This window comes from Ensifer sp. Root127 (genome assembly GCF_001425225.1).
Lineage (GTDB): Bacteria > Pseudomonadota > Alphaproteobacteria > Rhizobiales > Rhizobiaceae > Ensifer > Ensifer canadensis.
Map to the genome: position 1 here is coordinate 21913 of NZ_LMDX01000052.1, position 24037 is coordinate 45949.

23 protein-coding genes and 1 tRNA gene are annotated in these 24037 nt (G+C 62.1%); 12 read left to right on the plus strand and 12 right to left on the minus strand.

The annotated features are described in order from the left end of the window. The first annotated feature begins 57 nt into the window (after positions 1-57). Both ASD03_RS32605 and ASD03_RS32610 read left to right on the plus strand, forming a co-directional pair. On the plus strand, positions 58-1452 hold the full coding sequence (locus ASD03_RS32605) for a DUF1254 domain-containing protein (protein ID WP_057210812.1): 1395 nt from the start codon (positions 58-60) through the stop codon (positions 1450-1452). Positions 1453-1470: 18 nt separating this feature from the next. Further along, positions 1471-2496, plus strand: coding sequence for a DUF1254 domain-containing protein (locus tag ASD03_RS32610; protein ID WP_025424994.1), 1026 nt, complete (start codon positions 1471-1473; stop codon positions 2494-2496). A 147-nt stretch (positions 2497-2643) separates the two neighbouring features. Here the strand turns inward: ASD03_RS32610 and ASD03_RS32615 are convergent, their stop codons facing one another. The 8 genes from ASD03_RS32615 to ASD03_RS32650 form a co-directional block, all read right to left on the minus strand. After that, a complete protein-coding gene (locus ASD03_RS32615) occupies positions 2644-2868 on the minus strand; it encodes a hypothetical protein (RefSeq protein ID WP_025424995.1) in 225 nt (74 codons plus the stop codon). A 57-nt stretch (positions 2869-2925) separates the two neighbouring features. After that, positions 2926-3162 (minus strand): 30S ribosomal protein S21, encoded by a 237-nt coding sequence (rpsU, locus tag ASD03_RS32620; RefSeq protein WP_025424996.1) that lies wholly within the window; start codon positions 3160-3162, stop codon positions 2926-2928. 55 nt (positions 3163-3217) lie between these two features. Beyond that, complete coding sequence (locus ASD03_RS32625) at positions 3218-3502, minus strand: hypothetical protein (protein ID WP_025424997.1); 285 nt, start codon at positions 3500-3502, stop codon at positions 3218-3220. Between the two features lie 124 nt (positions 3503-3626). After that, complete coding sequence (locus tag ASD03_RS32630; protein ID WP_025424998.1) at positions 3627-3836, minus strand: cold-shock protein; 210 nt, start codon at positions 3834-3836, stop codon at positions 3627-3629. Between the two features lie 518 nt (positions 3837-4354). Then, on the minus strand, positions 4355-8128 hold the full coding sequence (metH, locus tag ASD03_RS32635) for a methionine synthase (protein ID WP_025424999.1): 3774 nt from the start codon (positions 8126-8128) through the stop codon (positions 4355-4357). Between the two features lie 349 nt (positions 8129-8477). Next, positions 8478-9641: an AGE family epimerase/isomerase gene (locus ASD03_RS32640; RefSeq protein ID WP_025425000.1), complete on the minus strand. Its 1164-nt coding sequence runs from the start codon at positions 9639-9641 to the stop codon at positions 8478-8480. A gap of 4 nt (positions 9642-9645) precedes the next feature. Continuing rightward, positions 9646-10140: a heme-degrading domain-containing protein gene (locus ASD03_RS32645; protein ID WP_025425001.1), complete on the minus strand. Its 495-nt coding sequence runs from the start codon at positions 10138-10140 to the stop codon at positions 9646-9648. Positions 10141-10151: 11 nt separating this feature from the next. Continuing rightward, a complete protein-coding gene (locus tag ASD03_RS32650) occupies positions 10152-11048 on the minus strand; it encodes an ROK family protein (RefSeq protein WP_025425002.1) in 897 nt (298 codons plus the stop codon). 264 nt (positions 11049-11312) lie between these two features. Between ASD03_RS32650 and ASD03_RS32655 the strand changes: the two genes are divergently transcribed. The 8 genes from ASD03_RS32655 (at position 11313) to ASD03_RS32690 (ending at position 18038) form a co-directional block, all read left to right on the plus strand. Then, positions 11313-11389, plus strand: a tRNA-Arg gene (locus ASD03_RS32655). A 91-nt stretch (positions 11390-11480) separates the two neighbouring features. Next, positions 11481-11981 carry a GNAT family N-acetyltransferase gene (locus ASD03_RS32660; protein WP_025425003.1) on the plus strand — a complete coding sequence of 167 codons (501 nt, stop codon included), beginning with the start codon at positions 11481-11483 and terminating at the stop codon, positions 11979-11981. Positions 11982-12084: 103 nt separating this feature from the next. Beyond that, the gene (locus ASD03_RS32665) at positions 12085-12504 is read left to right on the plus strand and encodes a BA14K family protein (RefSeq protein WP_038576546.1); all 420 of its coding nucleotides are present in this window, start codon (positions 12085-12087) and stop codon (positions 12502-12504) included. Positions 12505-12832: 328 nt separating this feature from the next. Next, positions 12833-14362 carry an ABC transporter substrate-binding protein gene (locus ASD03_RS32670; RefSeq protein ID WP_025425005.1) on the plus strand — a complete coding sequence of 510 codons (1530 nt, stop codon included), beginning with the start codon at positions 12833-12835 and terminating at the stop codon, positions 14360-14362. A gap of 114 nt (positions 14363-14476) precedes the next feature. Then, positions 14477-15418, plus strand: coding sequence for an ABC transporter permease (locus ASD03_RS32675; protein WP_025425006.1), 942 nt, complete (start codon positions 14477-14479; stop codon positions 15416-15418). After that, on the plus strand, positions 15418-16287 hold the full coding sequence (locus tag ASD03_RS32680) for an ABC transporter permease (protein ID WP_025425007.1): 870 nt from the start codon (positions 15418-15420) through the stop codon (positions 16285-16287). The genes ASD03_RS32675 and ASD03_RS32680 overlap by 1 nt, the downstream gene beginning before the upstream one ends. 3 nt (positions 16288-16290) lie before the next feature. After that, entirely contained in the window at positions 16291-17502 is a 1212-nt protein-coding gene (locus ASD03_RS32685; RefSeq protein ID WP_025425008.1) for an amidohydrolase/deacetylase family metallohydrolase, read from the plus strand. A gap of 44 nt (positions 17503-17546) precedes the next feature. After that, positions 17547-18038 carry a RidA family protein gene (locus tag ASD03_RS32690; protein WP_025425009.1) on the plus strand — a complete coding sequence of 164 codons (492 nt, stop codon included), beginning with the start codon at positions 17547-17549 and terminating at the stop codon, positions 18036-18038. Positions 18039-18057: 19 nt separating this feature from the next. On the opposite strand, the gene ASD03_RS32695 is transcribed toward ASD03_RS32690, so the two are convergent. Further along, positions 18058-18837: an IclR family transcriptional regulator gene (locus ASD03_RS32695; protein ID WP_051509186.1), complete on the minus strand. Its 780-nt coding sequence runs from the start codon at positions 18835-18837 to the stop codon at positions 18058-18060. 230 nt (positions 18838-19067) lie between these two features. On the opposite strand from ASD03_RS32695, the gene ASD03_RS32700 reads away from it, so the two are divergent. Continuing rightward, positions 19068-20267, plus strand: a complete 1200-nt coding sequence (locus ASD03_RS32700; RefSeq protein ID WP_025425011.1) for an aminotransferase class V-fold PLP-dependent enzyme — start codon at positions 19068-19070, stop codon at positions 20265-20267. Between the two features lie 44 nt (positions 20268-20311). After that, positions 20312-22141 carry an ABC transporter ATP-binding protein gene (locus ASD03_RS32705; RefSeq protein ID WP_025425012.1) on the plus strand — a complete coding sequence of 610 codons (1830 nt, stop codon included), beginning with the start codon at positions 20312-20314 and terminating at the stop codon, positions 22139-22141. Between the two features lie 25 nt (positions 22142-22166). Here the strand turns inward: ASD03_RS32705 and ASD03_RS32710 are convergent, their stop codons facing one another. From ASD03_RS32710 to ASD03_RS32715, 3 genes are all read right to left on the minus strand, one after another. After that, positions 22167-22535 (minus strand): VOC family protein, encoded by a 369-nt coding sequence (locus ASD03_RS32710; protein WP_025425013.1) that lies wholly within the window; start codon positions 22533-22535, stop codon positions 22167-22169. 158 nt (positions 22536-22693) lie between these two features. After that, positions 22694-22855, minus strand: a complete 162-nt coding sequence (locus ASD03_RS40095) for a Thivi_2564 family membrane protein (RefSeq protein WP_107027568.1) — start codon at positions 22853-22855, stop codon at positions 22694-22696. Positions 22856-23082: 227 nt separating this feature from the next. Continuing rightward, positions 23083-23808, minus strand: a complete 726-nt coding sequence (locus ASD03_RS32715; RefSeq protein ID WP_025425014.1) for an META domain-containing protein — start codon at positions 23806-23808, stop codon at positions 23083-23085. Positions 23809-24037 lie beyond the last annotated feature (229 nt).

Sequence of the window (24037 nt, forward strand, 5' to 3'; positions counted from 1 at the left end):
TCTGCTTTGCGCGCTCATCCGGAGGATTTTGCCATGATTAAACGACGGACCATTCTGATGTACGGCGCGCTTGCTACCGCGCTTCCCCATGTGACAGCCTTGCCGTCCTTCGCCGCAGATGCGGCCCTCACGCCTGATGACGCGCGGGCGATCGCCAAGGAGGCAACGATCTACGGATTTCCGCTGGTCGACAATTACCGCGTGCAACATTCCTATTTCGTCGACGCCGGCGGGCCGGAGTTCAAGGCGCCGTGGAACACGCTGTTCAACAATGCCCGGGTCTATACGCCGGACGACAAGGCGATCCAGACGCCGAATTCAGACACGCCCTACTCCTATGTCGGCGCGGATCTCAGGGCCGAACCGTTGGTGTTCACCGTGCCGGCAATCGAGAAGGAACGGTACTACTCGCTTCAGTTCATCGAACAGTACACCTTCAACTTCGCCTATGTCGGCAGCCGCGCGACAGGCAACGATGCCGGCAGCTACCTGCTTGCCGGGCCGAACTGGAAGGGCGAAACCCCTCCCGGCATCAAGGACGTCATCCGCTCGGAAACGGAGTTTGCCTTCGTGCTCTACCGCACGCAGCTCTTCAATCCTGGCGATATCGAGAACGTCAAGAAGATCCAGGCCGGCTACAAGGTCGAGCCCTTGTCGGCATTTCTCGGAAAGCCGGCGCCTGCGCCCGCCCCCGCCGTCGACTTCTTCACGCCGCTCAGTGCGGAGGAGGAAAAGACGTCGCCCGAGGTCTTCAGCGAACTCAACTTCATTCTGCAGTTCTGCCCGACCGATCCTTCGGAAAAGGAGCTGATGGCACGCTTTTCCGAGCTCAACATCGGTGCTGGCAAGACATTCGACTTCACGGCCTTCCCGCCGGATATCCAGAAGGCGATCACCGACGGCATGGCCGACGGCTGGGCGGCCTTTAAGGAACACAAGGAAACCATGATCGATACCGGCAAGCTCTCGAGCGCCGACTGCTTCGGAACCCGAGCCTTCCTGAAGAACGACTACATGCAGCGCATGTCCGGTGCTGTGCTCGGCATCTACGGCAACTCCAAGGAAGAGGCGATCTATCCTGCCTATTTCATCGACGATCAGAAGCAACCGCTCTCCGGCGCGAGCAAATATGCGTTGCGCTTCGAACACGGCCAACTGCCCCCCGTCAATGCCTTCTGGTCGCTGACGCTCTACGAACTGCCGGCAAGCCTGCTCTACGCCAATCCGCTCAACCGTTATCTCATCAATTCGCCGATGCTCCCGAGCCTGAAGCAGGATGCCGACGGCGGCCTGACGCTTCATGTCCAGAACGAGAGCCCAGGCGCAGATCGGGAGAGCAATTGGCTACCGGCTCCCAAGGGCCCGTTCTTCGTGGTGATGCGCCTCTACTGGCCAAAACCCGATGCCCTCGACGGCAAATGGAAAGCCCCGCCACTGAAATCTGCGACATGAGCAGAGAGGATGACCAGCATGAATACATTTCGAACCACTGTTGCTCTCGCGGCGACCCTTGCCTTGATCGGCATCCTGCCGGCCACCGCCGCAGATCCTGTAATCGTCGGAGTCGACAATTTCATCCGCGCCGAGAGCGACATGTATGCCGCGGCCATGGTCAAGGACGGGGCGCTGGGCAAGTTCCTGCACCGCCGCGAGCCCGCCTCGATCGACAACCAGACGGTCATACGCCTCAACCGCGACACGCTCTATTCCTCGGCGGTGTTCGACCTTGATGCCGGTCCTGTCACCATCACGCTGCCCGATGCAGGAAAGCGCTTCATGTCGATGCAGGTGATCAACGAGGATCACTACGTGCCCGAGGTCGTCTACGATGCCGGAGAGCACACGCTGACGAAGGAGGGTGTCGGCACGCGCTATGTCGTCGTGGCAATTCGCACGCTCGTCGACCCGGCCGACGCCAAGGATATCGAAGCGGTCCATGCCTTGCAGGACGCGATCAAGGCCAGTCAGGCGAAGAGCGGCAGCTTCGAGGTCCCCGCCTGGGATCCGGCGAGCCAGAAGACGGTGCGCGAGGCATTGCTCGTGCTCGGCGCGACGATGCCCGACTTCAAGAAAGCCTTCGGGACCAAGGAGCAAGTCGATCCCGTTCGCCATCTGATCGGCACGGCGTCGGGCTGGGGCGGGAATCCGGATAAGGATGCGGTTTATCTCAACATCACGCCGACCAAAAATGACGGCGCGACTGTGTACAAGCTCGATGTGAAAGACGTGCCCGTCGACGCATTCTGGTCGGTGAGCGTCTACAATGCTGCCGGGTATTTCGAGAAGAACAAGTATGATGCCTACACGGTCAACGATATCACCGCGAAGAAGGGCGATGATGGCACGGTGGCGATCCAGTTCGGCGGTTGCGACGGCAAGATCGCCAACTGCCTGCCGACAACCAAGGGCTGGAACTACGCGGTGCGTCTCTATCGGCCGCGGCAGGAAATACTGGATGGAAAGTGGCAGTTTCCTGAGCCGAGCGCGGTCAACTAGCCCGGCGTTGGAACCAACTGCACAAACATTGCCTAGCCGCGCGTCGAGTGGGATGCGCGGCGGGCGGACGATCTATCAAGGAGGTTATGTCGGGCTTGGTTGGCAGAACATTGCCGGGCAATGGCTGCGCCCGGCCGATGAGCGCAATCAGGCGCTCGTGCGCTTGCGTGCCGGCTGGCGCTTGGGCGCCGGGGCCACGGGTTCGGCGTCAGCCTCCTGCAACAACCGCTGAGCCTTGAGCTTTTCGGTCTTCTTCTCGCGCGCCAGCTTTTCCGCCGCAACGATACCGCGGGCCGTATGGTCGGTCGCCGCAGCCTTGTCGGCTGCCGACAAACGCTCAGGCTTGAAAAGATCTTTCTTCGTCGACGTCATGCGTACCTCCTCGCTCGGGCGTGGACCGATGCCGAAATCGGCATCGGTACCTCAGATTTAGCGGGTGCGGACAGCCTTCTTCGGTGCCGGCAGCAGGCCTTCGCGCTGAAGCTTCTTGCGCGCGAGCTTGCGCTGGCGACGAACGGCTTCGGCCTTTTCGCGAACGCGCTTTTCCGACGGCTTTTCATAGGCGCTGCGCGCCTTGAATTCGCGGAACAGTCCCTCGCGCTGCATTTTCTTCTTCAGAATGCGGAGTGCCTGGTCGACGTTGTTGTCTCTGACGAGTACCTGCAAGATGTATCCTTCCCTTTGGTTGGGGCCGCACATCGGCGGACCGAGATTGCTGTAGCTATCTTCCGATCCGGATGCGCGACGGTTTCAGCCAGGGTTCACCCTTGGCAATGATGCGCGACGGTCCCTCTTCGATGGGAGAGGCCGCCTCAGTGGTCTCGACGTCGCTTGCAACGATGCGACGTTCGAAGTTCTCGCCGTCGAAACGGACGCGATATTGGGTCTCGCCGTGGTCGGCGGGCAGAACACCGATGATCCGGCACGTCCTGACGGCGGGTGCCAGCTTGGTGAAATCGGCCCTTACGGTCACCGTGTCGCCAACGGCACAAATTCTGCGGGTCATGATAGTTTCCTTCCCCGGAATGTGCAGGGTCCGGACGCAAAAAGGCCGGGCTTCACCCGACCTCTTCCCGTCAATCAAACGTCCCCAGCCAGTACATCCGTGGTCGGGGGAGGCAGATGACGATTCATTCCGCCCGGAGATTGTCGGCAGAGTTCTTGCCGGTCTTGCGGTCGCGGACGATGTCGTAGGTGACCTTCTGGCCTTCCGCCAGCGAGCCCATGCCTGCACGCTCTACAGCGGAAACATGAACAAACACGTCGGTCGTACCGTCATCCGGCTGGATGAAGCCAAAACCCTTGGTGCCATTGAACCACTTTACAGTGCCTGAATTCATAACGATCTCCTTTCAATCGTTGATTTCGCTCGACGGGTATTCGCCGAGCCGTGTCGATGTTGAGAGGAAATCTGACAACGCTTTTCAGCGCTTTGACAAAGGTCGCAAGCAATATTCGATTGCACCCATATAATTCTTTTTTCGGGATTTTCAATGTTTCATTTGGAATACGGCCCGAAATGCAGCGGCACTGCCGAAAAACAACGTTGAATCACGTTCGTTTCGATTGGAATCCTTTCGGAATTTCCATCCCATTATTTTTGGGCGCCTCAAGAAATATATTGGCGCTACCGACCATAAACGACGAATACAGAGCAATAGCCCAGTTCAGGAAAGCATAGAGGCTTCAAGAAATCGGCAAGTGCCGGCATCGCCAAGCGCTCGGCGCAGTTTCATCTTGGATTGAGGCAAGTGGGAAAGACGGTTTCGCCGCATGGCCGGCCTTGCAGACCGCCTCGCTTCAAGCGCGAGACTGACGGGCATGATTGCCCGCCAGCACTATTGTTGGATTCCCGAGATTACTCGGCTGCCTCTGCTTCGGGCATCGGCACGTAGTTGAGGATCGGGGACAGCCAGCGTTCGACCTCGCGCACCGGCATACGCTTGCGCCCCGCATAATCCTCCACCTGATCCCGCTCGACCTTGGCGACACCGAAATAATAGGCCTCGGGATGGCCGACATAGAGACCGGAGACGGACGAACCGGGCCACATCGCAAAGCTCTCGGTCAAGGTCACGCCGATCGCCTTTTCGGCGTCGAGCAACCGGAACAGCGTTTCCTTTTCCGTATGGTCGGGCTGAGCCGGATAGCCAGGTGCCGGGCGAATACCGGCATAGGGCTCACCGACCAGGTCCTGCGGCGAGAATGTCTCGTCCGCAGCATAACCCCAGAGTTCCTTGCGCACGTATTCATGCATGCGCTCGGCAAAGGCTTCGGCGAACCGGTCGGCCAGTGCTTTGACCATGATCGACGAATAGTCGTCGTTGGCGCGCTCGAAGCGCTCGGCGATCGCCACTTCCTCGATACCGGCCGTGACGACGAAGCCGCCGAGATAATCTCTGCTGCCGCTGTCGACAGGTGCGACGAAATCCGACAGCGCCACGTTCGGTCGCCCGTCGCGCTTGCTCAGCTGCTGACGCAGCGTGAAGAAGGTGCCGAGCGTCTCGCCGCGCGTTTCCTCGGTAAACAGCCGGATGTCGTCGCCGACGGTTCCGGCCGGCCAGAAGCCGACGACCGCCTTCGGGGCAAACCATTTCTCGGCGATGATCTTGGCAAGCATGGCCTGCGCATCCTCGAACAGCTGACGTGCGGCCTGCCCTTGCTTCTCGTCATCGAGGATTTTGGGATAGACGCCCTTCAGTTCCCAGGTCTGGAAGAACGGCGTCCAGTCGATGTAGCGCGCCAGCTCGTCCAGCTCCCACCCCTGAAACACCCGCGTACCGAGAAACGAGGGAGCCTTGGCCTGATAGCCGCTCCAGTCGATCTTGTGAGCATTGGCGCGCGCCTGCGATAGCGGCAGGCGGCGCTTTTCCGCCTCGTTGCGAGCATGGGCGTCGGCAACCTTGCGATATTCAGCGCGGATCGTCTCGACGTAAGAGCCCTTGGCTTCCGACGACAACAGGCTGGAGACGACCCCGACCGCACGGCTCGCATCGGTGACGTAGACCGTCTGGCCGCGGTCGTAGCGCGGATTGATCTTGACCGCCGTATGCACCCGGCTCGTCGTCGCGCCGCCGATCAACAGCGGGATATCAAAACCTTCGCGCTCGAGCTCCGAGGCAACATGCACCATCTCGTCGAGCGATGGCGTGATCAGGCCGGAAAGGCCGATGATGTCGACCTTCTGCGCCTTGGCCACCTCGAGGATCTTGGCGGATGGCACCATGACGCCGAGATCGATGATCTCGTAATTGTTGCAGGCAAGCACGACGCCGACGATGTTCTTGCCGATGTCGTGCACGTCGCCCTTGACCGTCGCCATCAGGATCTTGCCGGCGCTCTGGCGCTCGCCTTCGCCACCGGCGGCCAGCCGCTCGGCTTCCATGTGCGGAAGCAGAACGGCAACCGCCTGCTTCATCACGCGCGCCGATTTCACCACCTGCGGCAGGAACATCTTGCCCGAGCCGAAAAGATCGCCGACGACATTCATGCCGGCCATCAACGGACCTTCGATGACATGCAGCGGCCGGGCGCTCGAAAGCCGCGCCTCGTCGGTATCGGCCTCGATATATTCGGTGATGCCGTTGACCAGCGCGTGCTCGAGTCGCTTTTCGACCGGCCATTCACGCCAGGAAAGATCTTTCTCCTTGGCCTGGGCGCCGCCCTGTCCGCGATAGCGCTCGGCAATCTCCAGCATGCGTTCGGTCGAATCGGCGCGGCGGTTCAGGACCACGTCTTCGCAGGCCTCGCGCAGCTCGGCATCGATGCCGTCATAGACGGCAAGCTGGCCGGCATTGACGATGCCCATGTCCATGCCCGCCTGGATGGCATGGTAGAGGAACACGGCGTGCATCGCCTCGCGCACCGGTTCGTTGCCGCGGAAGGAGAACGACAGGTTGGAGACCCCGCCGGAGATGTGCACATGCGGCAGCGTCGCAATGATTTCGCGCGTTGCTTCGATGAAGTCGACGCCGTAGTTGTTGTGTTCCTCGATGCCGGTCGCGACGGCAAAGATGTTCGGGTCGAAGATGATGTCTTCGGGCGGGAAGCCGGCTTCTTCGGTCAGCAGTTTGTAGGCGCGGGTGCAGATCTCGACCTTGCGCGCCTTGGTATCTGCCTGCCCAACCTCGTCGAAGGCCATGATGACGACGGCAGCGCCATAGGCGCGGCAAAGCCTGGCGTGATGCAGAAACGCCTCTTCGCCTTCCTTCATCGAGATCGAGTTGACCAGCGGCTTGCCCTGGACACATTTCAATCCGGCCTCGATCACCTCCCACTTCGACGAATCGATCATGACGGGCACGCGGGCGATATCAGGTTCGGAAGCGATAAGGTTGAGGAACTCGACCATCGCCTGCTTCGAATCGATCAGGCCCTCGTCCATGTTGATGTCGATGATCTGCGCGCCGTTGGCGACCTGATCGCGGGCGACATCGAGCGCTGCGGAATAGTCGCCGGCGGTGATCAGCTTGCGGAACTTGGCCGAGCCGGTGACGTTGGTGCGCTCGCCGACATTGACGAAGGGAATGTCTGAGGTGAGCGTGAAGGGCTCGAGGCCCGAGAGCCGCATCAGCGGCGCGACATCGGGGATCAGGCGTGGCGGGTGTTTGGCAACCGCCTTGGCGATCGCGCTGATATGGGCGGGCGTCGAGCCGCAGCAGCCGCCGACGATGTTGAGGAGACCGTCGCGGGCAAAGGCTTCGACCTGGGCTGCCATCTGGTCCGGGGTCTCGTCATATCGCCCGAATTCGTTTGGCAGGCCGGCGTTCGGATAGGCGCAGACGAAGGTGTCGGCGACACTCGAAAGTTCGTCGATGTGCGCGCGCATGGCATTGGCGCCGAGCGCACAGTTGAGCCCGATGGTGAAAGGCTCGGCATGGCGCACGGAATGCCAGAACGCCGTCGGCGTCTGGCCCGACAGCGTACGGCCGGAAAGATCGGTGATCGTGCCGGAGATCATCACCGGCAGTTCGATACCCTTCTCTGCGAACACTTCCTTGGTGGCGAAGATCGCCGCCTTGGCGTTGAGCGTATCGAAGATCGTCTCGATCAGGATGATATCGGCGCCGCCGTCGATCAGGCCGCGGATCTGTTCGGCATAGGCGATCCTGAGATCGTCGAAGGTCACCGCCCGGTAGCCCGGATTGTTGACGTCAGGCGAAATCGACGCGGTCCTATTCGTCGGGCCGAGCGCTCCGGCGACGAACCGGCGACGGCCGTCATGCGCTTCGGCGCGCCTTGCCGCCCGGCGCGCCAGGCGGGCGCCGTCACGATTGAGGTCGTAGACCATGTCTTCCATGCCGTAGTCGGCCTGGGCAATGCGGGTCGAGGAGAACGTGTTCGTTTCCAGGATGTCGGCGCCGGCGATGGCGTAGGAATAGTGGATGTCCTCGATCGCCTTCGGCTGCGTCAGGGTCAACAGGTCGTTGTTGCCCTGCTGATGGCAGGCACAACCGCCGAAGCGATCGCCACGGAAGTGATCCTCGACGAAACCCAGCTGCTGGATTTCCGTGCCCATTGCACCATCCATGATCAGGATGCGCTCGCTGGCCGCCTGCTTCAGCGCCCGCATGACTTCGGAGCCATCCGGCTTGGAGGAAAGGTCGCCGAAAAGGGCGTCGATGGCGGACATGGGAAATCTCCCGTTCTGAAAACGACAAGCAATAGTCAAGTCAATCACATAAAGACATCTTTATGTCAACATATGAACGGATTTAATTTGCCGCAATGACGTTGGCTTGGTAGCCTTGGCGCATGCGGTTTCAGTCTGCGCACAGGAGCGACAGAAAGGCGATTCCGCCTTTTGGGTGAACGCCACGGCAAAGAAAATGGCCCGCCGCGACCGCAGCGAGCCATGCGAATGCCATCAGAAGACAAACTCAGAGCGTTTCTGGCTTAAATTGAGCCGCGGAAACGCTCTGTCGCTTCGTTTTTCCGCATTTCCTGACGGAAAACCGCTTCGCACTTTTCCTGGAAATGCTCTAAAGACGGCCGAGGCAATCCTGCGTTTCATAGATGGCGCAGAGAATATGGTAGAAACTGCTCGCCGGCACCGGTTCGTCGACGAAACTGCCATCTGGTTTCTGCTTGTCGCGCCACAGCCCGGCCACCGGTGTCTCCAGGAACAGGTTGAGTGCCGAAGCCGCCCGCGCCGCCGAGGCGAGATAGCGCTCACGCTCCGCGCCTTCTGTGAGGGCTGCAAAACGAACCGAAGCCTTCAGCCATTCCGTCTGCGGCCAAAGCCGTGCGATCGGGTCGGCGACCGAGAAATCGTCGAAGAGCGTCATGACCGCGACATTGCGGGTCGGGCAGATGCCGTGCGCCTCGCCGATCGCAAACAGCCGCCGCGCCTTGACGATCGCCTCGGCATTGCCGCGCCGCTCGGCCCAGCGCAGCAACAGCCACGCCCATTCGAACAGATGGCCGGGCTCGACGATACGCCCCTTGTCACCCGGGAACGGCGCCCAGTCGTGGTCGAAGAACTCCCGCAACGCGCCGGTACCGCCGTCGATGAAATGATCCATCGCCAGATGCGCGATCTCGTCTGCAAGGTTGAACCAGGCGACGCGATCAAAGCCGACGACCTCCTCGCTCGCCAGGCACGCTTCGAACAGATGCATGTGCGGATTGGAGCAGAGCGGCAGCCGCGACGGATCGTCCTCTTCAAAGCCGATGAGCGGGTGCTTGCAGTGGGCCTCGATGCGTTGGCGCAAACCGTTGCTGCGCTCGATCATTTCCGGCCTGCGCTCGGGGAAGACCTCGGCCAGATAGGCAAAGGCCAGCAACGCGAAAGCCTGATTGTAGAGGTCGAAGGCGGCATCGATGAGGTTGCCGTCGGCATCCGCAAGCGCGCCGTAAAAGCCCGTCGGCTGCAGATAGACCCGATCGAAATAGGCAAGCCCGCCCTCGGCGGCACTCTTCCAGTCGCCCGCCCAGCCGCGCCTGCCGGCCTCGGCGAAACAGTAGACCTGACGCGGCTGCACCCGCGCCCGGCGATTGGCCCGCGTTGGCTCGCCGGCCATGTCGATGGTTTCGGCGAAACCGCCGCCCGTGGCATCGACGCCCTTTTCGCGCCAGAGCGGCAGGGCCCTTTCGGCCAGCCACGCCGACAAGATAGCGGATTGCGAGAAAATATCCTGCGGCAACGGTTCAGCCCTCGAGCTTCAGTTCATCATGGTTCTTGCCGAGCAGCTCGGCCAGCGCCTCGACCACCATGTTGTGGTCCTCGCGCTGCGGCAGGCCGGACACGGTCACCGCACCGATGCAGCCCGTGCCCTTGACGACGATCGGGAAACTGCCGCCATGGGCCGCATATTCGGCATCCGGAAGCCCGAGCTTCGCCTGCAGATTGGTCTGCTGCTTCAACAGCCCGAGGCCGGTCGAGTAGCTGCTCTTGAAAAGGCGAAAAACGGTGTTGCGCTTGCGGCGCACCCAGTTCGGATTGTCAGGCGTCGCGCCCTCAAGCGCGGTATAAAACACCTGCATCGAAAACAGCGTGACATCGATGACGACGCCGAGCTTGCGTTCGGCGGCCATGCGGCGCAACGTCGTGCCCAGTTGCCATGCCATTTCCAGGTCGAAACTGTCGAATTGCAGCTCGCGCTCCTGTTGGCCGATGCGCTTGAGATCATTGTCGATATTCATGAAGCCTCCGCTCAATCCTTCCAGAGCCAAGCCGCGCCGCGCACGCCGGAACTGTCCCCGTGCATCGCCTTGCGAACAGGCGTTTCGAAACTGTCGCCAAAGAGGTAGTTGACCACCCGCGGCGGCACATCCTCATAGATCTCGTCGACATTCGACATGCCCCCGCCGAGCACGAAGACATCCGGGTCGACGATGTTGGTCAAAAGCGCAAGGCTGCGCGCCAGCCGGTCGACGAAACGATTGTAGACGCCTGTTGACGCCGGATCGCCGGCCCGCTTCGCCTCGATGATATCGCGACCACGCTTTTCGACGCCGGTGGTCAGGCGATAGTCGAGCTCGACCCCGGTGCCGCAGGCGTACATGTCGAGGCAGCCGTGTTTGCCGCACCAGCATTTGTGGCCGGGATACTCGTCCTTGGTCATCCATGGCAGCGGATAGTGGCCGATTTCGGCGGCGACGCCCTGGTAGCCGGCATGCACCTTCTTGCCGATCGCCAGCCCGCCGCCATGGCCGGTGCCGACAATCACGCCGAACACTGTCTGCGCGTCCTTGCCGGCACCGTCGACTGCCTCCGACACCGCCAGGCAATTGGCGTCGTTGGCGAGCCGCACCTTGCGGCCGAGCGCCTGTTCGAGGTCGCGCCCGAGCGGCTTGCCGTTGATCAGCACAGCGTTGGAGTTGCGCACGATACCGGTGCGCGGATTGGGACTGCCGGGAATGCCGATGCCGATCGATCCTTGTTCGCCCGCCGTCTTTTCGGCGGCGGCAACAAGGCCGTGAACGGCCAGAATGCAGTCGTCATAGCCGCTGGTCGGGGTCGCGACGCGGTGGCGGGCGCGCGTTTCACCATCGCGATCAAGCGCGATGACTTCCATTTTCGTGCCGCCCCAATCAATTCCGATGAACATGTCTGGATCAGGTCTCTGGGTGAAGGTCGCATGAAGGAGCGCCAGCCTCCTCAAGCCGGCGCTGATCACTGCTTAGCATCCGAAAGACGGGAAACACCAGCCCCCGATTTCGGCACGCCTCGGTAGAGGAGGAAACCGGATTGGACAGGCGCCTTCCGCAATCCCCTGCATTCCCGGCACCGCACGCCATGCCCTATTTCGCGAAGGCACCGCGCAAAAACACTTGGCGAAGAGGCCTTGCTTTTGTATGGGTGCTATCCGAGTGGTCCCGTAGCTCAGCAGGATAGAGCACCAGATTCCTAATCTGGGGGTCGCGCGTTCGAATCGCGCCGGGATCACCATCCTTCTCGTCAGCAGGACAAATCACAGGCGCGACGCTCCGCCGAGCCGGCTCTTGCGATGCCGATGCACCCGATGCCGATGTAAGCGATCATGGTTCAGCTGCTTGTGACCTACATGGAAATGCGCACTCGGCCGACTGGCGAGCCTTTGCTGCCGCCTGTCGAGGGCACGGCGTTTGCGCCTGAGCGCTTGGCAGCAGAGGAATTCCTCTCGCTCTACCGCGCAGTCGCCGAACCTTTGCGCTGGGATCAGCGACTGCGCATGCCTGCCGATGAGCTCGATGCCTTTTTGCGCAGCCCGTCGACCGCGCTCTATATCCTGCGGGTGGAAGGCAGTGCCGTCGGGCTCTGCGAATTCGAGCGCGCTGACACTTCCGATGTCGAACTCACCCATTTCGGCCTGATCCCGCAAGCGCAGGGAAGAAGGCTGGGGCCGTTTCTTCTCGATGGCTCACTGCGTGCCATCTGGGATCGGGCACCGGATCGCGTCTGGCTGCACACGGATACCTGGGATCACGCCAAGGCACAGGACACCTATCGCCGCGCCGGCTTCGGCATTTTCATGCAGAGGCTCGAAGAGTTCAGCGTCTAGCCAACCGATTGCCGCGCATTCACGAAGCCGTGAGTTTCTGCCCGTTCTCCGGCACAAAACATGCCCTCATCCATTTCCCCAATGAAAGGAAATGGTGAAGCCAATGAAAAAGCTGGCAATTGTTGCGCTTTCGCTGGCAACGGCCTTCTCCAGCGCAGCCCCGGTACAGGCATTCCCGTCGGTAACACCCATGAAGGCAGGCATCTCCGACGTCGAGACCGTGCAGTACTATCACCGCCGCTGGTATCGCGGATACGATGGCTACCGATGGCGGGGCGATCGGCGCTATTACCGTCACCGCCACTGGGATGACGACGACGACGATGACAATGTAGGCGCGATCATCGGCGGCCTTGCCGCCGGCGCCATCATCGGCGGGCTGATGGCCCAGCCGAGACGGTACTATGGCGGCAACGCCCATACGAGCTGGTGCTACAGTCGATACAGCTCCTACCGGGCATGGGACAATACCTTCCAGCCCTATTATGGCGCCCGCCGCGCCTGCTACTCGCCTTATCGGTAAACCTGCGATGAAGGCCCTGCCGCCCGTCTGGGCGGCGGGTGAAAGCATAACCTGATGTAAGGCAAGCACTTTCCTGAGCGCAGGACAGCCGATTTCGTCGTGTTCAAGCGTCGAGCAGCGCGCTCCGCTTGATCAATGCGTGCCCGCCCAAAGCGAAAAGTGCTCCCTCATCGATCCCTCCCCTGACTGATCAGCGTCGCCGGCCCCGCTGCCATGATGACCGTCGGTTTTGGCTGCGGCTTGACATTTCCGTAAGGCTGACCTTATCATTCCAATATAAAGTATCTTAGTACATAACTATGATATAACTATAAGAGAGGAACATAAGATGAAATCAGCAAGGATTGCACTGCTTCTGGGAACGGCACTCATCGCCTCCTCGTCCTTCGCCTTCGCGCAGGAAAAGGGCGGCGTCATCAACGTCGCCACGGTCGGCGAGCCGCCGACGCTCGACCCTATGGCTTCGACGGCCGACCTGGTCGGCATCGTCTCGCAGCATATGTTCGAGACGCTCTACACCTTCGACAAGGATTGGAAGCCGACGCCGCTTCTGGCTGTGGCCATGCCGGAAATCAGCGCCGACGGCAAAACCTACACGATCAAGCTGCGCTCCGGCGTCAAGTTCCATGACGGCACCGACATGGATGCGACCGACGTCGTCGCCTCGCTCGAGCGCTGGACGAAGACCGCCTCGCGCGGCAAGCAGACGGCAACGACGATCGCCGGCATCGAGGCCGTCGACCCGACCACGGTCAAGATCTCGCTCAACACCCCCTATGCGCCGCTGGTCTCGCTGCTCGCCTTCAACAATTCCGCGGCAATCGTACTGCCTTCGGAAAAGCAGGCTGAGCCGATGGTCGATTTCGTCGGCACCGGCCCCTACAAGCTCAAGGAGCGCAAGGCCGACCAGTACATCCAGCTTGAGCGTTACGACGGCTATGTCTCGCCCGAGGGCGAAAGCAACGGTTATGGCGGCGCGCGTCACCAGTATGCCGACGAGATCCGCTTCGTGCCGGTTCCCGACCCGAACACCCGTGTCGAGGCCGCCGTCTCCGGTCAGTACGACTACGTCGATTCGCTGCCGGTCGAATCCTTCGAACGGGTGAAAGGCTCGAGCGCTTCCGAACCTGTGATGCTGCAGCCTTTCGGCTGGCCTGTCTTTGTCCTCAACTCAGGCAACGGCATGACCAAGAATCTGGAACTGCGCAAGGCGATCCGCGCCGCACTCAGCATGGAAGACATGATGGCGGCCGCCTTCGGCAGCACCGACTTCTACGCGCTCGATGCCGCCCTCTACCCGGCGCAGTATGTCTGGCGCACCGAAGCCGGCACGGAAGGCGGCTACAATGTCGCCGATCCGGAAAAGGCAGGCGAACTCTTGAAGGCTACCGGCTACAAGGGTGAGCCGCTGCGCATCCTGACCAGCCGCCAGTACGAGTTCCACTACAAAATGGCACAGGTCGCCGCCGAGTATCTGAAGCTCGCGGGCTTCACCGTCGATCTGCAGGTGGTCGACTGGGCAACGCTCACCCAGCGCCGCGCCGACCCGACACTCTGGGATATCTATATCACCCACAGCCCGTTCCTGCCGGAACCGGCGCTGATCGGCATGATGTCGACCAAGGCGCCCGGAAACTGGGATACGCCGGCCCGCGCCAAGGCCGTCGATGCCTTCAACGCCGAATCGGATGCTGGCAAGCGCGTCACACTCTGGGCCGACGTCCAGAAGGTGATCTACGAGGAAGTGCCGTTCATCAAGATCGGCGACTTCAACGCCCTGTCGGCAAAGACCAAGACGCTTGACGGCGTCTCCCCCGCGCCGTGGCCCTACTTCTGGAACGCTTCGATCAAGAAGTAAGCTTTCATCCACTTGAAGCCTTCGGCGGGCGGTCTTTCCCTTCACGGATTGCTGCCCGCCGGATAGCCCGGCGCTGCCTTGCCAGTGCCCGTGCGGAAGAAGTTCGAGGCACCCATGATACGCTATATTCTCCAGCGCCTGTTCGGCATGATCGTAGTCATGGCGCTCGTCGTCACCATTGTCTTCGTCATCGTCCGCGTGACACCCGGCGATCCCGCCGCCGTCATGCTCGGACCGGAAGCGACGCAGCAAGACATCGCCGAATTGCGCACCAAGCTTGGTCTCGACCAGTCGCTCGGCCTGCAATATGTCTACTATATCGGGCAGCTGCTGCAGGGCGATCTCGGCCAGTCGATCTTCCTCAACCAGCCGGTCACTTCGGCGCTTGCCGAGCGTGCCGAGCCGACCTTCTTCCTGACCCTGTTCTCGATTCTGATCGCCAGCGGCATTGCGCTGCCGATCGGCATCTACGCCGCCTACCGCCGCGGCTCCTTCGTCGACCAGGCGGCCACCACGCTGGCGATGCTTGCCGCCAGCATTCCGAGCTTCTGGCTCGGCCTGATCCTCATCCAGTTCCTCGCGGTCCGCCTCGGCTGGTTCCCGGTTTCGGGTTACGGCGGGCCGGGTTCATCCTTCGCAGAGCGCATGTACCATCTGACCTTGCCGGCCATTGCGCTCGGGGTCGTCTCCTCGGCGCTGATCCTGCGCTTTACCCGCGCCTCGATGCTCGATGTGCTCGGCGACGACTTCATCCGCACCGCCCGCGCCAAGGGTCTCGGCGAACGCAAGGTGGTAATGAAACACGCGCTGAAGAATGCCCTCATCCCGATCCTGACCATCATCGGTCTCACCGCCGCGGTTCTGATCTCCGGCGCCGTCGTCACAGAAACCGTCTTCGGCCTTCCGGGCGTCGGCAATCTCGTCGTCTCCGCCGTGCTCAGGCGCGACTACCCTGTGATCCAGGGCGCGCTGCTCGTCATCGCCGCTCTTTACGTGCTGATCAATTTCGCGATCGACATGCTCTATCTCCTCGTTGATCCAAGGGTTCGCTACTGATGACCGCCACCGTATCAACCCCTGTCGCAAGCGAGCGTGCCAAGTTCCTGCGCCGCCTGCTCAAGCGCAAGACCGTTGCCTTCGGTCTCTTCGTTCTCGTCGTCTTCGTGCTCCTGGCCGTCTTCGCGCCGCTGATCGCGCCCTATGCGCCCGGCAAGCTGTCGATCGTCAACCGCCTGTCGCCGCCGAGCCTGCAATGGTTCTTCGGCACTGACGAATTCGGGCGCGACGTGTTTTCGCGCACGCTCTATGCCGGCCGGCTTTCGCTGCTCGTCGGCGCCGCCGTCGTCACGCTCGCAACGATCGTCGGTGTCGTCATGGGCCTCGTCGCCGGCTTCTTTCCGAAGCTCGACGCGCCGATCGCCCGCCTGATCGACGCGATGATGGCCTTTCCCGATATCCTGCTGGCGATCGCGCTCGTCGCCGCCCTCGGCCCGTCGCTGACGACGGTGATCGTCGCGCTCAGCGTCGTCTACGCGCCGCGGCTGGCGCGGGTGGTGCGCGCCTCGACGCTGGTGATCCGCGAGCTGCCCTATGTCGAGGCGGCTCGCGCGCTCGGCATCTCGACGCCGCACATCATGACGCGGCATGTGCTGCGCAACCTGCTCTCGCCGATCCTGGTGCAGGGCACGTTCCTGTTTGCCCATGCCATGCTGGCCGAAGCCGGGCTTTCCTTCCTCGGCGTCGGCGTCAGTCCTGAGATCCCGACCTGGGGCACGATGATCGCCTCGGGCCGGCAATATATCGGACAGGCCGATTGGGTGACGCTGTTTCCCGGCATCGCCATCGTGCTTTCGGTTCTGTCCCTGCAGATGGTTGGCGATGGTTTGCGCGACATGCTCGACCCCCGCCTCAGAAAGGACCTGTGATCCATGCCCACCGCAACCCGTAGCACCAGCCCCGTGCTGATCAGCAACGTGAAGCCCGTCGCCTTCGGCATGGCGGCACCGAGCGAAACCGTCGACATCCTGATCGGTGGCGACGGCACCATTGCCCGCATCGGCAGCCAGTTGTCGGCGCCTGAAGGCACCCAGCGCATCGACGGCAAGGGTGCCTGGATTTCGCCCGGCTGGATCGATCTGCACGCCCATGTCTGGCATGGCGGCACCGACATTTCGGTCCGGCCGCAACTCTGCGGCATGGAGCGCGGCGTCACCACCATCGTCGACGCCGGTTCGGCCGGCGAAGCCAACTTCCATGGTTTTCGCGAATACATCATCGAGCCGGCGCGCGAGCGCATCAAGGCCTTCCTCAATCTCGGCTCGATCGGCCTCGTCGCCTGCAACCGCGTCAGCGAGCTCAGCGACATCCGCTCGATTGACATCGACCGCATCATCGCCTGCTACCAGGAAAACCGCGAGCATATCGTCGGCCTGAAAGTGCGCGCCAGCCACGTGATCACCGGCTCCTGGGGCGTAACCCCGGTCAAGCTCGGCAAGAAGATCGCCAAGATCCTCAAGATCCCGATGATGGTGCATGTTGGCGAACCGCCGGCGCTCTATGACGAAGTGCTTGAAATCCTCGGCCCCGGCGACATCGTCACCCATTGCTTCAACGGCAAGGCCGGCAGTAGCATCATCGAGGACGAAGACCTGTTCGAGCTTGCCGAGCGCTGCGCCGGCGAAGGCATCCGGCTCGACATCGGCCATGGCGGCGCGTCGTTTTCGTTCCGCGTCGCGGAAGTCGCCATTGCCCGCGGCCTGCTGCCCTTCTCGATCTCCACCGATGTGCACCTGCGCAGCATGAACCAGTCAGTCTGGGACCTCGGCACCACCATGTCGAAGCTCTTGAGCGTCGGCATGCAGTTCGAAAAGGTCGTCGAGGCCGTGACGCAGGCTCCGGCCTCGGTCATTCGCCTGCCGATGGACGGGCTTCTGACCGTCGGCGCGCGCGCCGAGTTCACCCTCTTCGATCTCGTCGATTCCGAACTGCGCGTCTTCGATTCACTTGGAGCCGAAGCGCATCTCAACCGCCTCTTCGAGCCGCGATATGCGCTCATGGGCACGGACGTCGTGGCGGCAAACAGATACCAGCCGCAGCATGTCGAATGCCCCGACCACAGCCACGGCTTCAGCTACCGTTGAACCATCACAGAACACAGAAACTGGCAGGATATCGCGTGAACAGTTTGGACCATAAGACCAAGGGCCGTGTGCCGGCTTCGCCCTACCAGAGGCTTGCAGCCCTCGGCATCGACCTGCCCCCGGCACCGCCGCCGATCGCCAACTTCGTCACCCATGTTCAGGAGGGCAACATTCTCTACCTCTCCGGACAGGGCCCGCGCGAGGTCGACGGCCACCTGCATGCCGGCAAGGTCGGCGCCGACGTCGACGTTGAAAGCGCCTATGAGCACGCGCGGCTGACGGGCATCAATCTGCTGGCGGTGATGCATGATGCGCTCGGCGATCTCGGCCGCGTCAAGCGCATCGTCAAGCTCCTCGGCATGGTCAACGCCGTACCGGACTTCGCCGATCATCCGCAGGTGATCAATGGTTGCTCCGACCTGCTGATCGACGTCTTCGGCGAAGCGGGGCAGCATGCCCGCTCGGCCGTCGGTTTCGGATCGCTTCCCGGCAACATCACCGTCGAGATCGAAGCGATCGTCTCGCTTCACGAGTGACGGTTTAAGGGAGGTCGGATCAATGGCTGCGCCAGCCCATCATCTTCTCGATCCGCTCGGCGGAAACCCTGACGTGATCGGCGTAGAAGTTGCGATCGTCGACGATCTTCTGTTCGGGCAGAACGATGGAGATGGTCGCGACGCAACTGCCCTTGTCGTCGAGGATCGGGGCGGCGACGCAGGCGACCGCATAGTCGGATTCACCGGCCTGGATCGAAAGCTTGGCGGCAAGCGCCGTCTCGGCCTGGCTCGACAGTGCGGCCGGATCTACATCGGCCCGGCCCGTCGGCGATGTGCGGGCGCAACGGCGGAACAGCTCCAACCTCTCGTCGGAGGGCAGATGGCCGACCAGCAATCGTCCGGAGGCCGTCCAGTTAAGCGGCACCCGGGTGCCGACCCTGGATGTCACCTGGAAATGGCCGGGGCCGTCCGCCATGGCGAGCACCTGCATGTAGTCGCCGTCGCGACCGCAGAGCTGGATGGTTTCGGCAACCTCGCGACCGAGATCATGCATCTCCCGCGTCGCCACGCCGAGGAAATCGAGCGAGCGCGCATAGGCGAGACCGTAATGGTAGAGCCTGTCACCGAGCCAGACCTGGCCGTCGGCATCGCGGCTGAGCAGGTTCTTTTCCACCATGTCGTCGACGATGACATAGGCCGTCGACAGCGGCGCGCCGACCGCTTTGGCAATCGCGTAGACGCCGCTCGGAGAACCGGTCTCGTAGAGGAAGTCGAGCACCTGCAATGCCCGATCCATGCCGCTTACGCGCGAACGGCGGGTCTTGCCGGTCGGCTCCATGTCGTCGCCGGCTTCGGCGGCAATCGTCGTCTTGTCCAAGGGTCTACTCCCATGCAATTCGAAATTCGCATCAGATGGGCGGTCAGCAACGGCTTTCCGTCTCACCCGCGACAACGGCCGGTTCGGCGATCCGAAACGGCCCGTTCATATCTCATTACTATGGTAGATATTCCGCGAAAACGGAATAGCTTAACCTGTTCCGACTGCCAGAAAATCATATGGAGACCACCATGCCTGACCGCGACATCCGCGAAGCTCTCGGACTTCGGCCCGTTATCAACGTATCCGGCACGATGACCAGCCTCGGCGCATCGATCGTGGTTCCGGAAGCGATCGCCGCGATGACAGGCATACTGCCGCAATTCGTCGAGATCAACGACCTGCAGCGCAAGATCAGCCCGGTGATTGCCCGGCTGACGGGCGCCGAGGCCGGCTTCATCACCGCCTCCTGCTCCGCCGGCATCAGCCTTGCAGTCGCCGGCACCATGACCGGCAACGACCTCGCCGCGATCGAGCGCCTGCCCGATGCCACGGGCTTGAAGAACGAAGTCATCATCCAGATGGGCCATGTCGTCAGCTATGGTGCGCCGGTCGACCAGGCGATCCGCATTGCCGGCGGCAAGCCGGTGCTCGTCGGCCAGGCGACGTCGGCCTATCGCTATCACATCGAAGGCGCCATCAACGAGCGCACGGCGGCTGCCATCTATGTCGTCTCCCACCATGTGGTTCAGTACGGCCTTATCGGGCTCAAGGAATTCGCCGAGGCCTGCCATGCCAAGGGCGTGCCGGTCATCGTCGATGCCGCATCCGAATATGATCTGAAGATCTTCCTCGAACAGGGCGCGGACATCGTCCTCTATTCCGGTCACAAATTCCTGGGCGGCCCGACCTCCGGCATCGTCGCCGGCGAAAAGACGCTGGTGCGCAACGCCTTCCTGCAGAACCTCGGCATCGGCCGCGGCATGAAGGTCGGCAAGGAAAGCATGCTCGGCGTGATGGCAGCCCTCATCGCCTGGGAAACGCGCGACCACCAGGGGATCCGCGACCGCGAGGCCGGCTATCTCCATCTCTGGCGCGACACGCTCGACGGCCGCCCGGGCGTCAAGCACGTGATCGAAGCTGACCCGACCGGCAATCCGCTCGACCGCCTGCGCGTCACCATCGATCCGCAGGAAGCCCACATCACCGCCTGGGATCTCGCCGATGCGCTGGCGCGCGGTCAGCCGCCGATCATCGTGCGCGACCACGAGGTCGAGCACAATTACTTCTATCTCGACCCCTGCAACCTGCACCCCGGCCAGGAAACCATCGTGGCAGACCGCCTTTCCGAGGAGCTGACAAAGGCGCGCAGCTCCAACGAGATCATCGCCACGCCGCTTCATGAGCGCAATGCCCGCCGCTTCGCCGGCCTGTTGCGCTGGCCCGACTGAGACCGATCCGCCCACCCCGTGCAGAACGACAAGGAATGTGAGACATGACCCGCACCGACGCTGCCACCGATCCGTCGAAAGCTGTGCTTTCGGTCGAGAACCTGACAACCTCGTTTCTGGTCGACGGCGCCTGGAAGCCTGTGGTGCGGGACATCTCGTTCTCGGTCATGCCGGGAGAGACGGTGGCGATCGTCGGTGAATCCGGCTCGGGCAAGAGCGTGACGTCCCTTTCGATCATGCGCCTGCTGCAGAAGGACATGAGCCGAACCGAAGGGCGAGTCATGCTCGGCGGCTGCAACATCCTCGATCTGCCGGAAAGCGACATGCGTCGCGTGCGCGGCAACGAAGTGGCGATGATCTTCCAGGAGCCGATGACCAGCCTGAACCCGCTGTTCACCATCGGCGACCAGATTTCCGAAGCGCTGCTCTGCCATCGACCGATGAGCAAGGCGGAAGCGAAGGCCGAGACCATTCGCCTGCTCGACAAGGTCAGGATCCCGTCGGCCGCTTCCCGTTTCGACGAATACCCGCACCGCTTCTCCGGCGGCATGCGCCAGCGCGTCATGATCGCCATGGCGCTTGCCAGCCGTCCGAAGCTCCTGATCGCCGACGAGCCGACGACCGCCCTCGACGTGACGATCCAGGGACAGATCCTCGACCTCATCAAGGTGCTGCAGGAGGAGGAAGGAACGTCCGTCCTGTTCATCACCCACGACATGGGCGTGGTTGCGGAGATCGCCGACCGCACCGTGGTGATGTTCCGCGGCGAAGCGGTGGAAACCGGCCGGACGGACGACATCTTCCTGCGCGCCAAACATCCCTATACCCGCGCACTTCTCTCGGCCGTACCGATGCTCGGCTCGATGAAGGGCAAGCCGCAGCCGCTGCGTTTTCCTGTTATCGACAGCGTCACTGGCCTGCCGGATACGCCGGCCGAGGGAACGAGCACGGTCGCTCAGACCCGCCCGATCCTTGAGGTGAAAAACCTCGTCAAGCGCTTCGACATTCATGCCGGGCTGCTCGGCAAGCTGCAGGGCCGCGTGCACGCCATCGAAAACGTCTCCTTCAGCCTGCAGCCGGGCGAAACGCTGTCGCTCGTCGGCGAATCCGGCTGCGGCAAGTCGACCACCGGTCGCGCCATCATGCGGCTGATCGAACCGCAGAGCGGGTCGGTCGTTCTCAACGGCCAGGACGTGCTGGCCATGGATCGCAAACGCTTGCGCGAAATGCGCCGGACCATGCAGATGATCTTCCAGGATCCCTTCGCCAGCCTCAATCCTCGCATGACCGTGGGGGCTGCGATCGCCGAACCCTATCTCGAGCACAAGCTCGGCACCGCGAGCCAGGCCCGCGACAAGGTCGCCGACCTGCTGGAGCGCGTCGGCCTGCAGGCCGACATGGCCGCGCGCTACCCGCATGAATTCTCCGGCGGACAGCGCCAGCGTGTCTGCATTGCGCGGGCGCTGGCGCTCGATCCGAAGGTCATCGTTGCCGACGAATCGGTCTCGGCCCTCGACGTCTCGATCAAGGCGCAGGTCATCAACCTTCTGCTCGACCTGCAGGCGAGCCTCGGCCTTGCCTATCTCTTCATCTCGCACGACATGGCCGTCGTCGAACGCGTCAGCCACCGTGTCGCGGTAATGTATCTCGGCGAGATCGTCGAGATCGGCCCGCGCACCGATATCTTCGAAAACCCGCAGCACCCCTACACCCGCAAGCTGATGGCAGCCGTGCCGATCGCCGATCCGACCCGGCGGCACACCAGGCGCAATGTCGCCAGCGACGAGATCAAGAGCCCGATGCGCGCGCCCGACTATGTCGTGGGCGAGCGGCAGTACCGCCAGATTTCGGCGGAGCACTTCGTGCAAGTGTAGAAAGCGGGCGCTTAAAACCGCGCCGTCACTTGTCTGGCGTGCAGACGCGCAGGCGATGGCCATCGGGATCGAGCGCGACAAAGGTGCGGCCGAAGACGGCGGTCATCAGGTCCTGCTCGATCGGGATCCCAGCCTTGCGCCATTCCGCGTAAAGCCGCTCGACCTCGGCGTCGTCCTTGACCATGAAGGCGATCTCCATCCGGTGGCCCGAACCGGAGGAGACGAAGTTCGCGGCCTTGGTGGACCAGAGGCTGAAGTTCAGGCCGTTATCGAGGGCATAGGCGACGTAGGCCGGAAAGGCCGCAACCGGCCCACGGCCAAGCAGCCGTGTGTAGAAGGCGGCGCTCTGTTCAGGATCTTCCACGTAAAGCAGGATGAGGTTCGGGGTCAGCATCGTCGATCATCTCCGTTGTTCGATGGTCGCAAGCTAACGCGTGCCACTGTCAGCTTTTGTCAGCATCGAAATCATGCCCGGCGCAAAAAAGCCGCCGCTCCGAGGATGGAGCCGGCGGCCTTGTCGGACCATGCTAACCACTGAGGTCGGCGTCTGCGTCAGAAGACGGCCAGATATTTCAACAGCGAGATGATACCGATAACGAGCACGATAGCCTGCACGATCTGTTTCGCCCGGCCGTCCAGCGGCAGGCGCTGAACCAGATAAAGCACGAGCACGATGACGAGGAACGTGATCAGAATGCTGATAAGAAGCCCCATAGACAAACTCCCTTTTCAAGGCGACGCGAAGTCGTCTGAGTTGTAACTATGAGGCGAGCCGAAAAGTTCCAATACTGGCAAATACTTATTTAGATAAGGCTGGGTTCCGGCCTCCGTCCCTGCCGACTGGCAGCAGTTCCGCGCACACGAAATCAGAGCTCGCGGCGATCATGCCGCGCACGACTGGCTCATCAGCGTTGATTGCATGGAAGATCGGGAGAAGGGTGTCAGCCGGCCGCCTTGCAGGCGATCCCGGCATCATTCTCGCCCTTCGTCGCATCGTAGAGCGTTGCCTCGTCACCTTTCGTCCACCAGATATACTGGCCGCCGGCATACTTGGCACCCGATGCGGAAATCACGTTAGAGGCGACGGTGAAGTTGCCGTCGAGGGTGAAGGTCACCAATGAGGCCGGGCCGGCATTGATGTATTCGGCTTCGACCGTCTTGCCGCCGCAGTCATAGCGCGCCGACTGGCGATCGACGGTCTCTGCCCCCGGAACCGAAATCGTGACATCGACACTGCCCGATCCGCCCGCTGCCATCGACGCCAGCGTCAGCGCCGGCGCGCCGGCCGACTTGCCGAGGATCAGTTTCGACCCTTCGACATCCCAGGAAAGCTCGGTGCGCAGTGCCGCCAGGAATTTCTGTTCCTGATCCATCACCGCCGGCACGCACATCTTGCGGGTCGAGGCCGCCGGGCCGAAGGTGATCTTCGCACCGGAAAGGCTGAAAGTACCGGTAAAGTGGTTGCAGCCGGCCATGCCGCCATAGGTTCCATCGTCGCGGATCTCCAGCGTCGACTGAAGATTGTCGATCACCCCGCGGCCGGCGATATCTTCGGCAAGCCAGATGCCGACAAGCTGTTGCGGCACGTTTTCGGCAGCGACCGTCTGCATTGAGGCCATTTCGATCAGCACGCAGGCGCAGGAAAGGGCGGTGGCGACTTTCAGCATCGGGAACTCCTTCGCGCTTCGACTCGTCGTCCGATTCTTAGCCCGATCACACGCCGGATTGAAGACCGCGCCCTTGTTGCACGTCGATTTCGCCTGTAGAGCCTAGCGCATACAATGAAGATCGGCATCGGTTTTCGGCAAAACCAAAACGCGGCTTCCCTCTGTCGGAGCGAGCGTTAGGCGCTCGGCCGGGCGCTTGCGCCCCCGCCCCGCTGTAAGGCTGGAAGAA

What these genes read in the sequence shown, in the direction of transcription:
- ASD03_RS32610 (WP_025424994.1), top strand. Translation starts at nt 1,471, where the DNA reads ATGAATACATTTCGAACCACTGTTGCTCTCGCGGCGACCCTTGCCTTG.
- ASD03_RS32625 (WP_025424997.1), bottom strand. Translation starts at nt 3,502, where the DNA reads ATGACCCGCAGAATTTGTGCCGTTGGCGACACGGTGACCGTAAGGGCC.
- ASD03_RS32680 (WP_025425007.1), top strand. Translation starts at nt 15,418, where the DNA reads ATGACCGCCACCGTATCAACCCCTGTCGCAAGCGAGCGTGCCAAGTTC.
- ASD03_RS32650 (WP_025425002.1), bottom strand. Translation starts at nt 11,048, where the DNA reads ATGTTCATCGGAATTGATTGGGGCGGCACGAAAATGGAAGTCATCGCG.
- ASD03_RS32605 (WP_057210812.1), top strand. Translation starts at nt 58, where the DNA reads ATGTACGGCGCGCTTGCTACCGCGCTTCCCCATGTGACAGCCTTGCCG.
- ASD03_RS32685 (WP_025425008.1), top strand. Translation starts at nt 16,291, where the DNA reads ATGCCCACCGCAACCCGTAGCACCAGCCCCGTGCTGATCAGCAACGTG.
- ASD03_RS32660 (WP_025425003.1), top strand. Translation starts at nt 11,481, where the DNA reads ATGGTTCAGCTGCTTGTGACCTACATGGAAATGCGCACTCGGCCGACT.
- ASD03_RS32710 (WP_025425013.1), bottom strand. Translation starts at nt 22,535, where the DNA reads ATGCTGACCCCGAACCTCATCCTGCTTTACGTGGAAGATCCTGAACAG.
- ASD03_RS32695 (WP_051509186.1), bottom strand. Translation starts at nt 18,837, where the DNA reads ATGGAGCCGACCGGCAAGACCCGCCGTTCGCGCGTAAGCGGCATGGAT.
- ASD03_RS32715 (WP_025425014.1), bottom strand. Translation starts at nt 23,808, where the DNA reads ATGCTGAAAGTCGCCACCGCCCTTTCCTGCGCCTGCGTGCTGATCGAA.
- ASD03_RS40095 (WP_107027568.1), bottom strand. Translation starts at nt 22,855, where the DNA reads ATGGGGCTTCTTATCAGCATTCTGATCACGTTCCTCGTCATCGTGCTC.
- ASD03_RS32645 (WP_025425001.1), bottom strand. Translation starts at nt 10,140, where the DNA reads ATGAATATCGACAATGATCTCAAGCGCATCGGCCAACAGGAGCGCGAG.
- ASD03_RS32615 (WP_025424995.1), bottom strand. Translation starts at nt 2,868, where the DNA reads ATGACGTCGACGAAGAAAGATCTTTTCAAGCCTGAGCGTTTGTCGGCA.
- ASD03_RS32700 (WP_025425011.1), top strand. Translation starts at nt 19,068, where the DNA reads ATGCCTGACCGCGACATCCGCGAAGCTCTCGGACTTCGGCCCGTTATC.
- ASD03_RS32675 (WP_025425006.1), top strand. Translation starts at nt 14,477, where the DNA reads ATGATACGCTATATTCTCCAGCGCCTGTTCGGCATGATCGTAGTCATG.
- ASD03_RS32670 (WP_025425005.1), top strand. Translation starts at nt 12,833, where the DNA reads ATGAAATCAGCAAGGATTGCACTGCTTCTGGGAACGGCACTCATCGCC.
- ASD03_RS32705 (WP_025425012.1), top strand. Translation starts at nt 20,312, where the DNA reads ATGACCCGCACCGACGCTGCCACCGATCCGTCGAAAGCTGTGCTTTCG.
- metH (WP_025424999.1), bottom strand. Translation starts at nt 8,128, where the DNA reads ATGTCCGCCATCGACGCCCTTTTCGGCGACCTTTCCTCCAAGCCGGAT.
- ASD03_RS32665 (WP_038576546.1), top strand. Translation starts at nt 12,085, where the DNA reads ATGAAAAAGCTGGCAATTGTTGCGCTTTCGCTGGCAACGGCCTTCTCC.
- ASD03_RS32630 (WP_025424998.1), bottom strand. Translation starts at nt 3,836, where the DNA reads ATGAATTCAGGCACTGTAAAGTGGTTCAATGGCACCAAGGGTTTTGGC.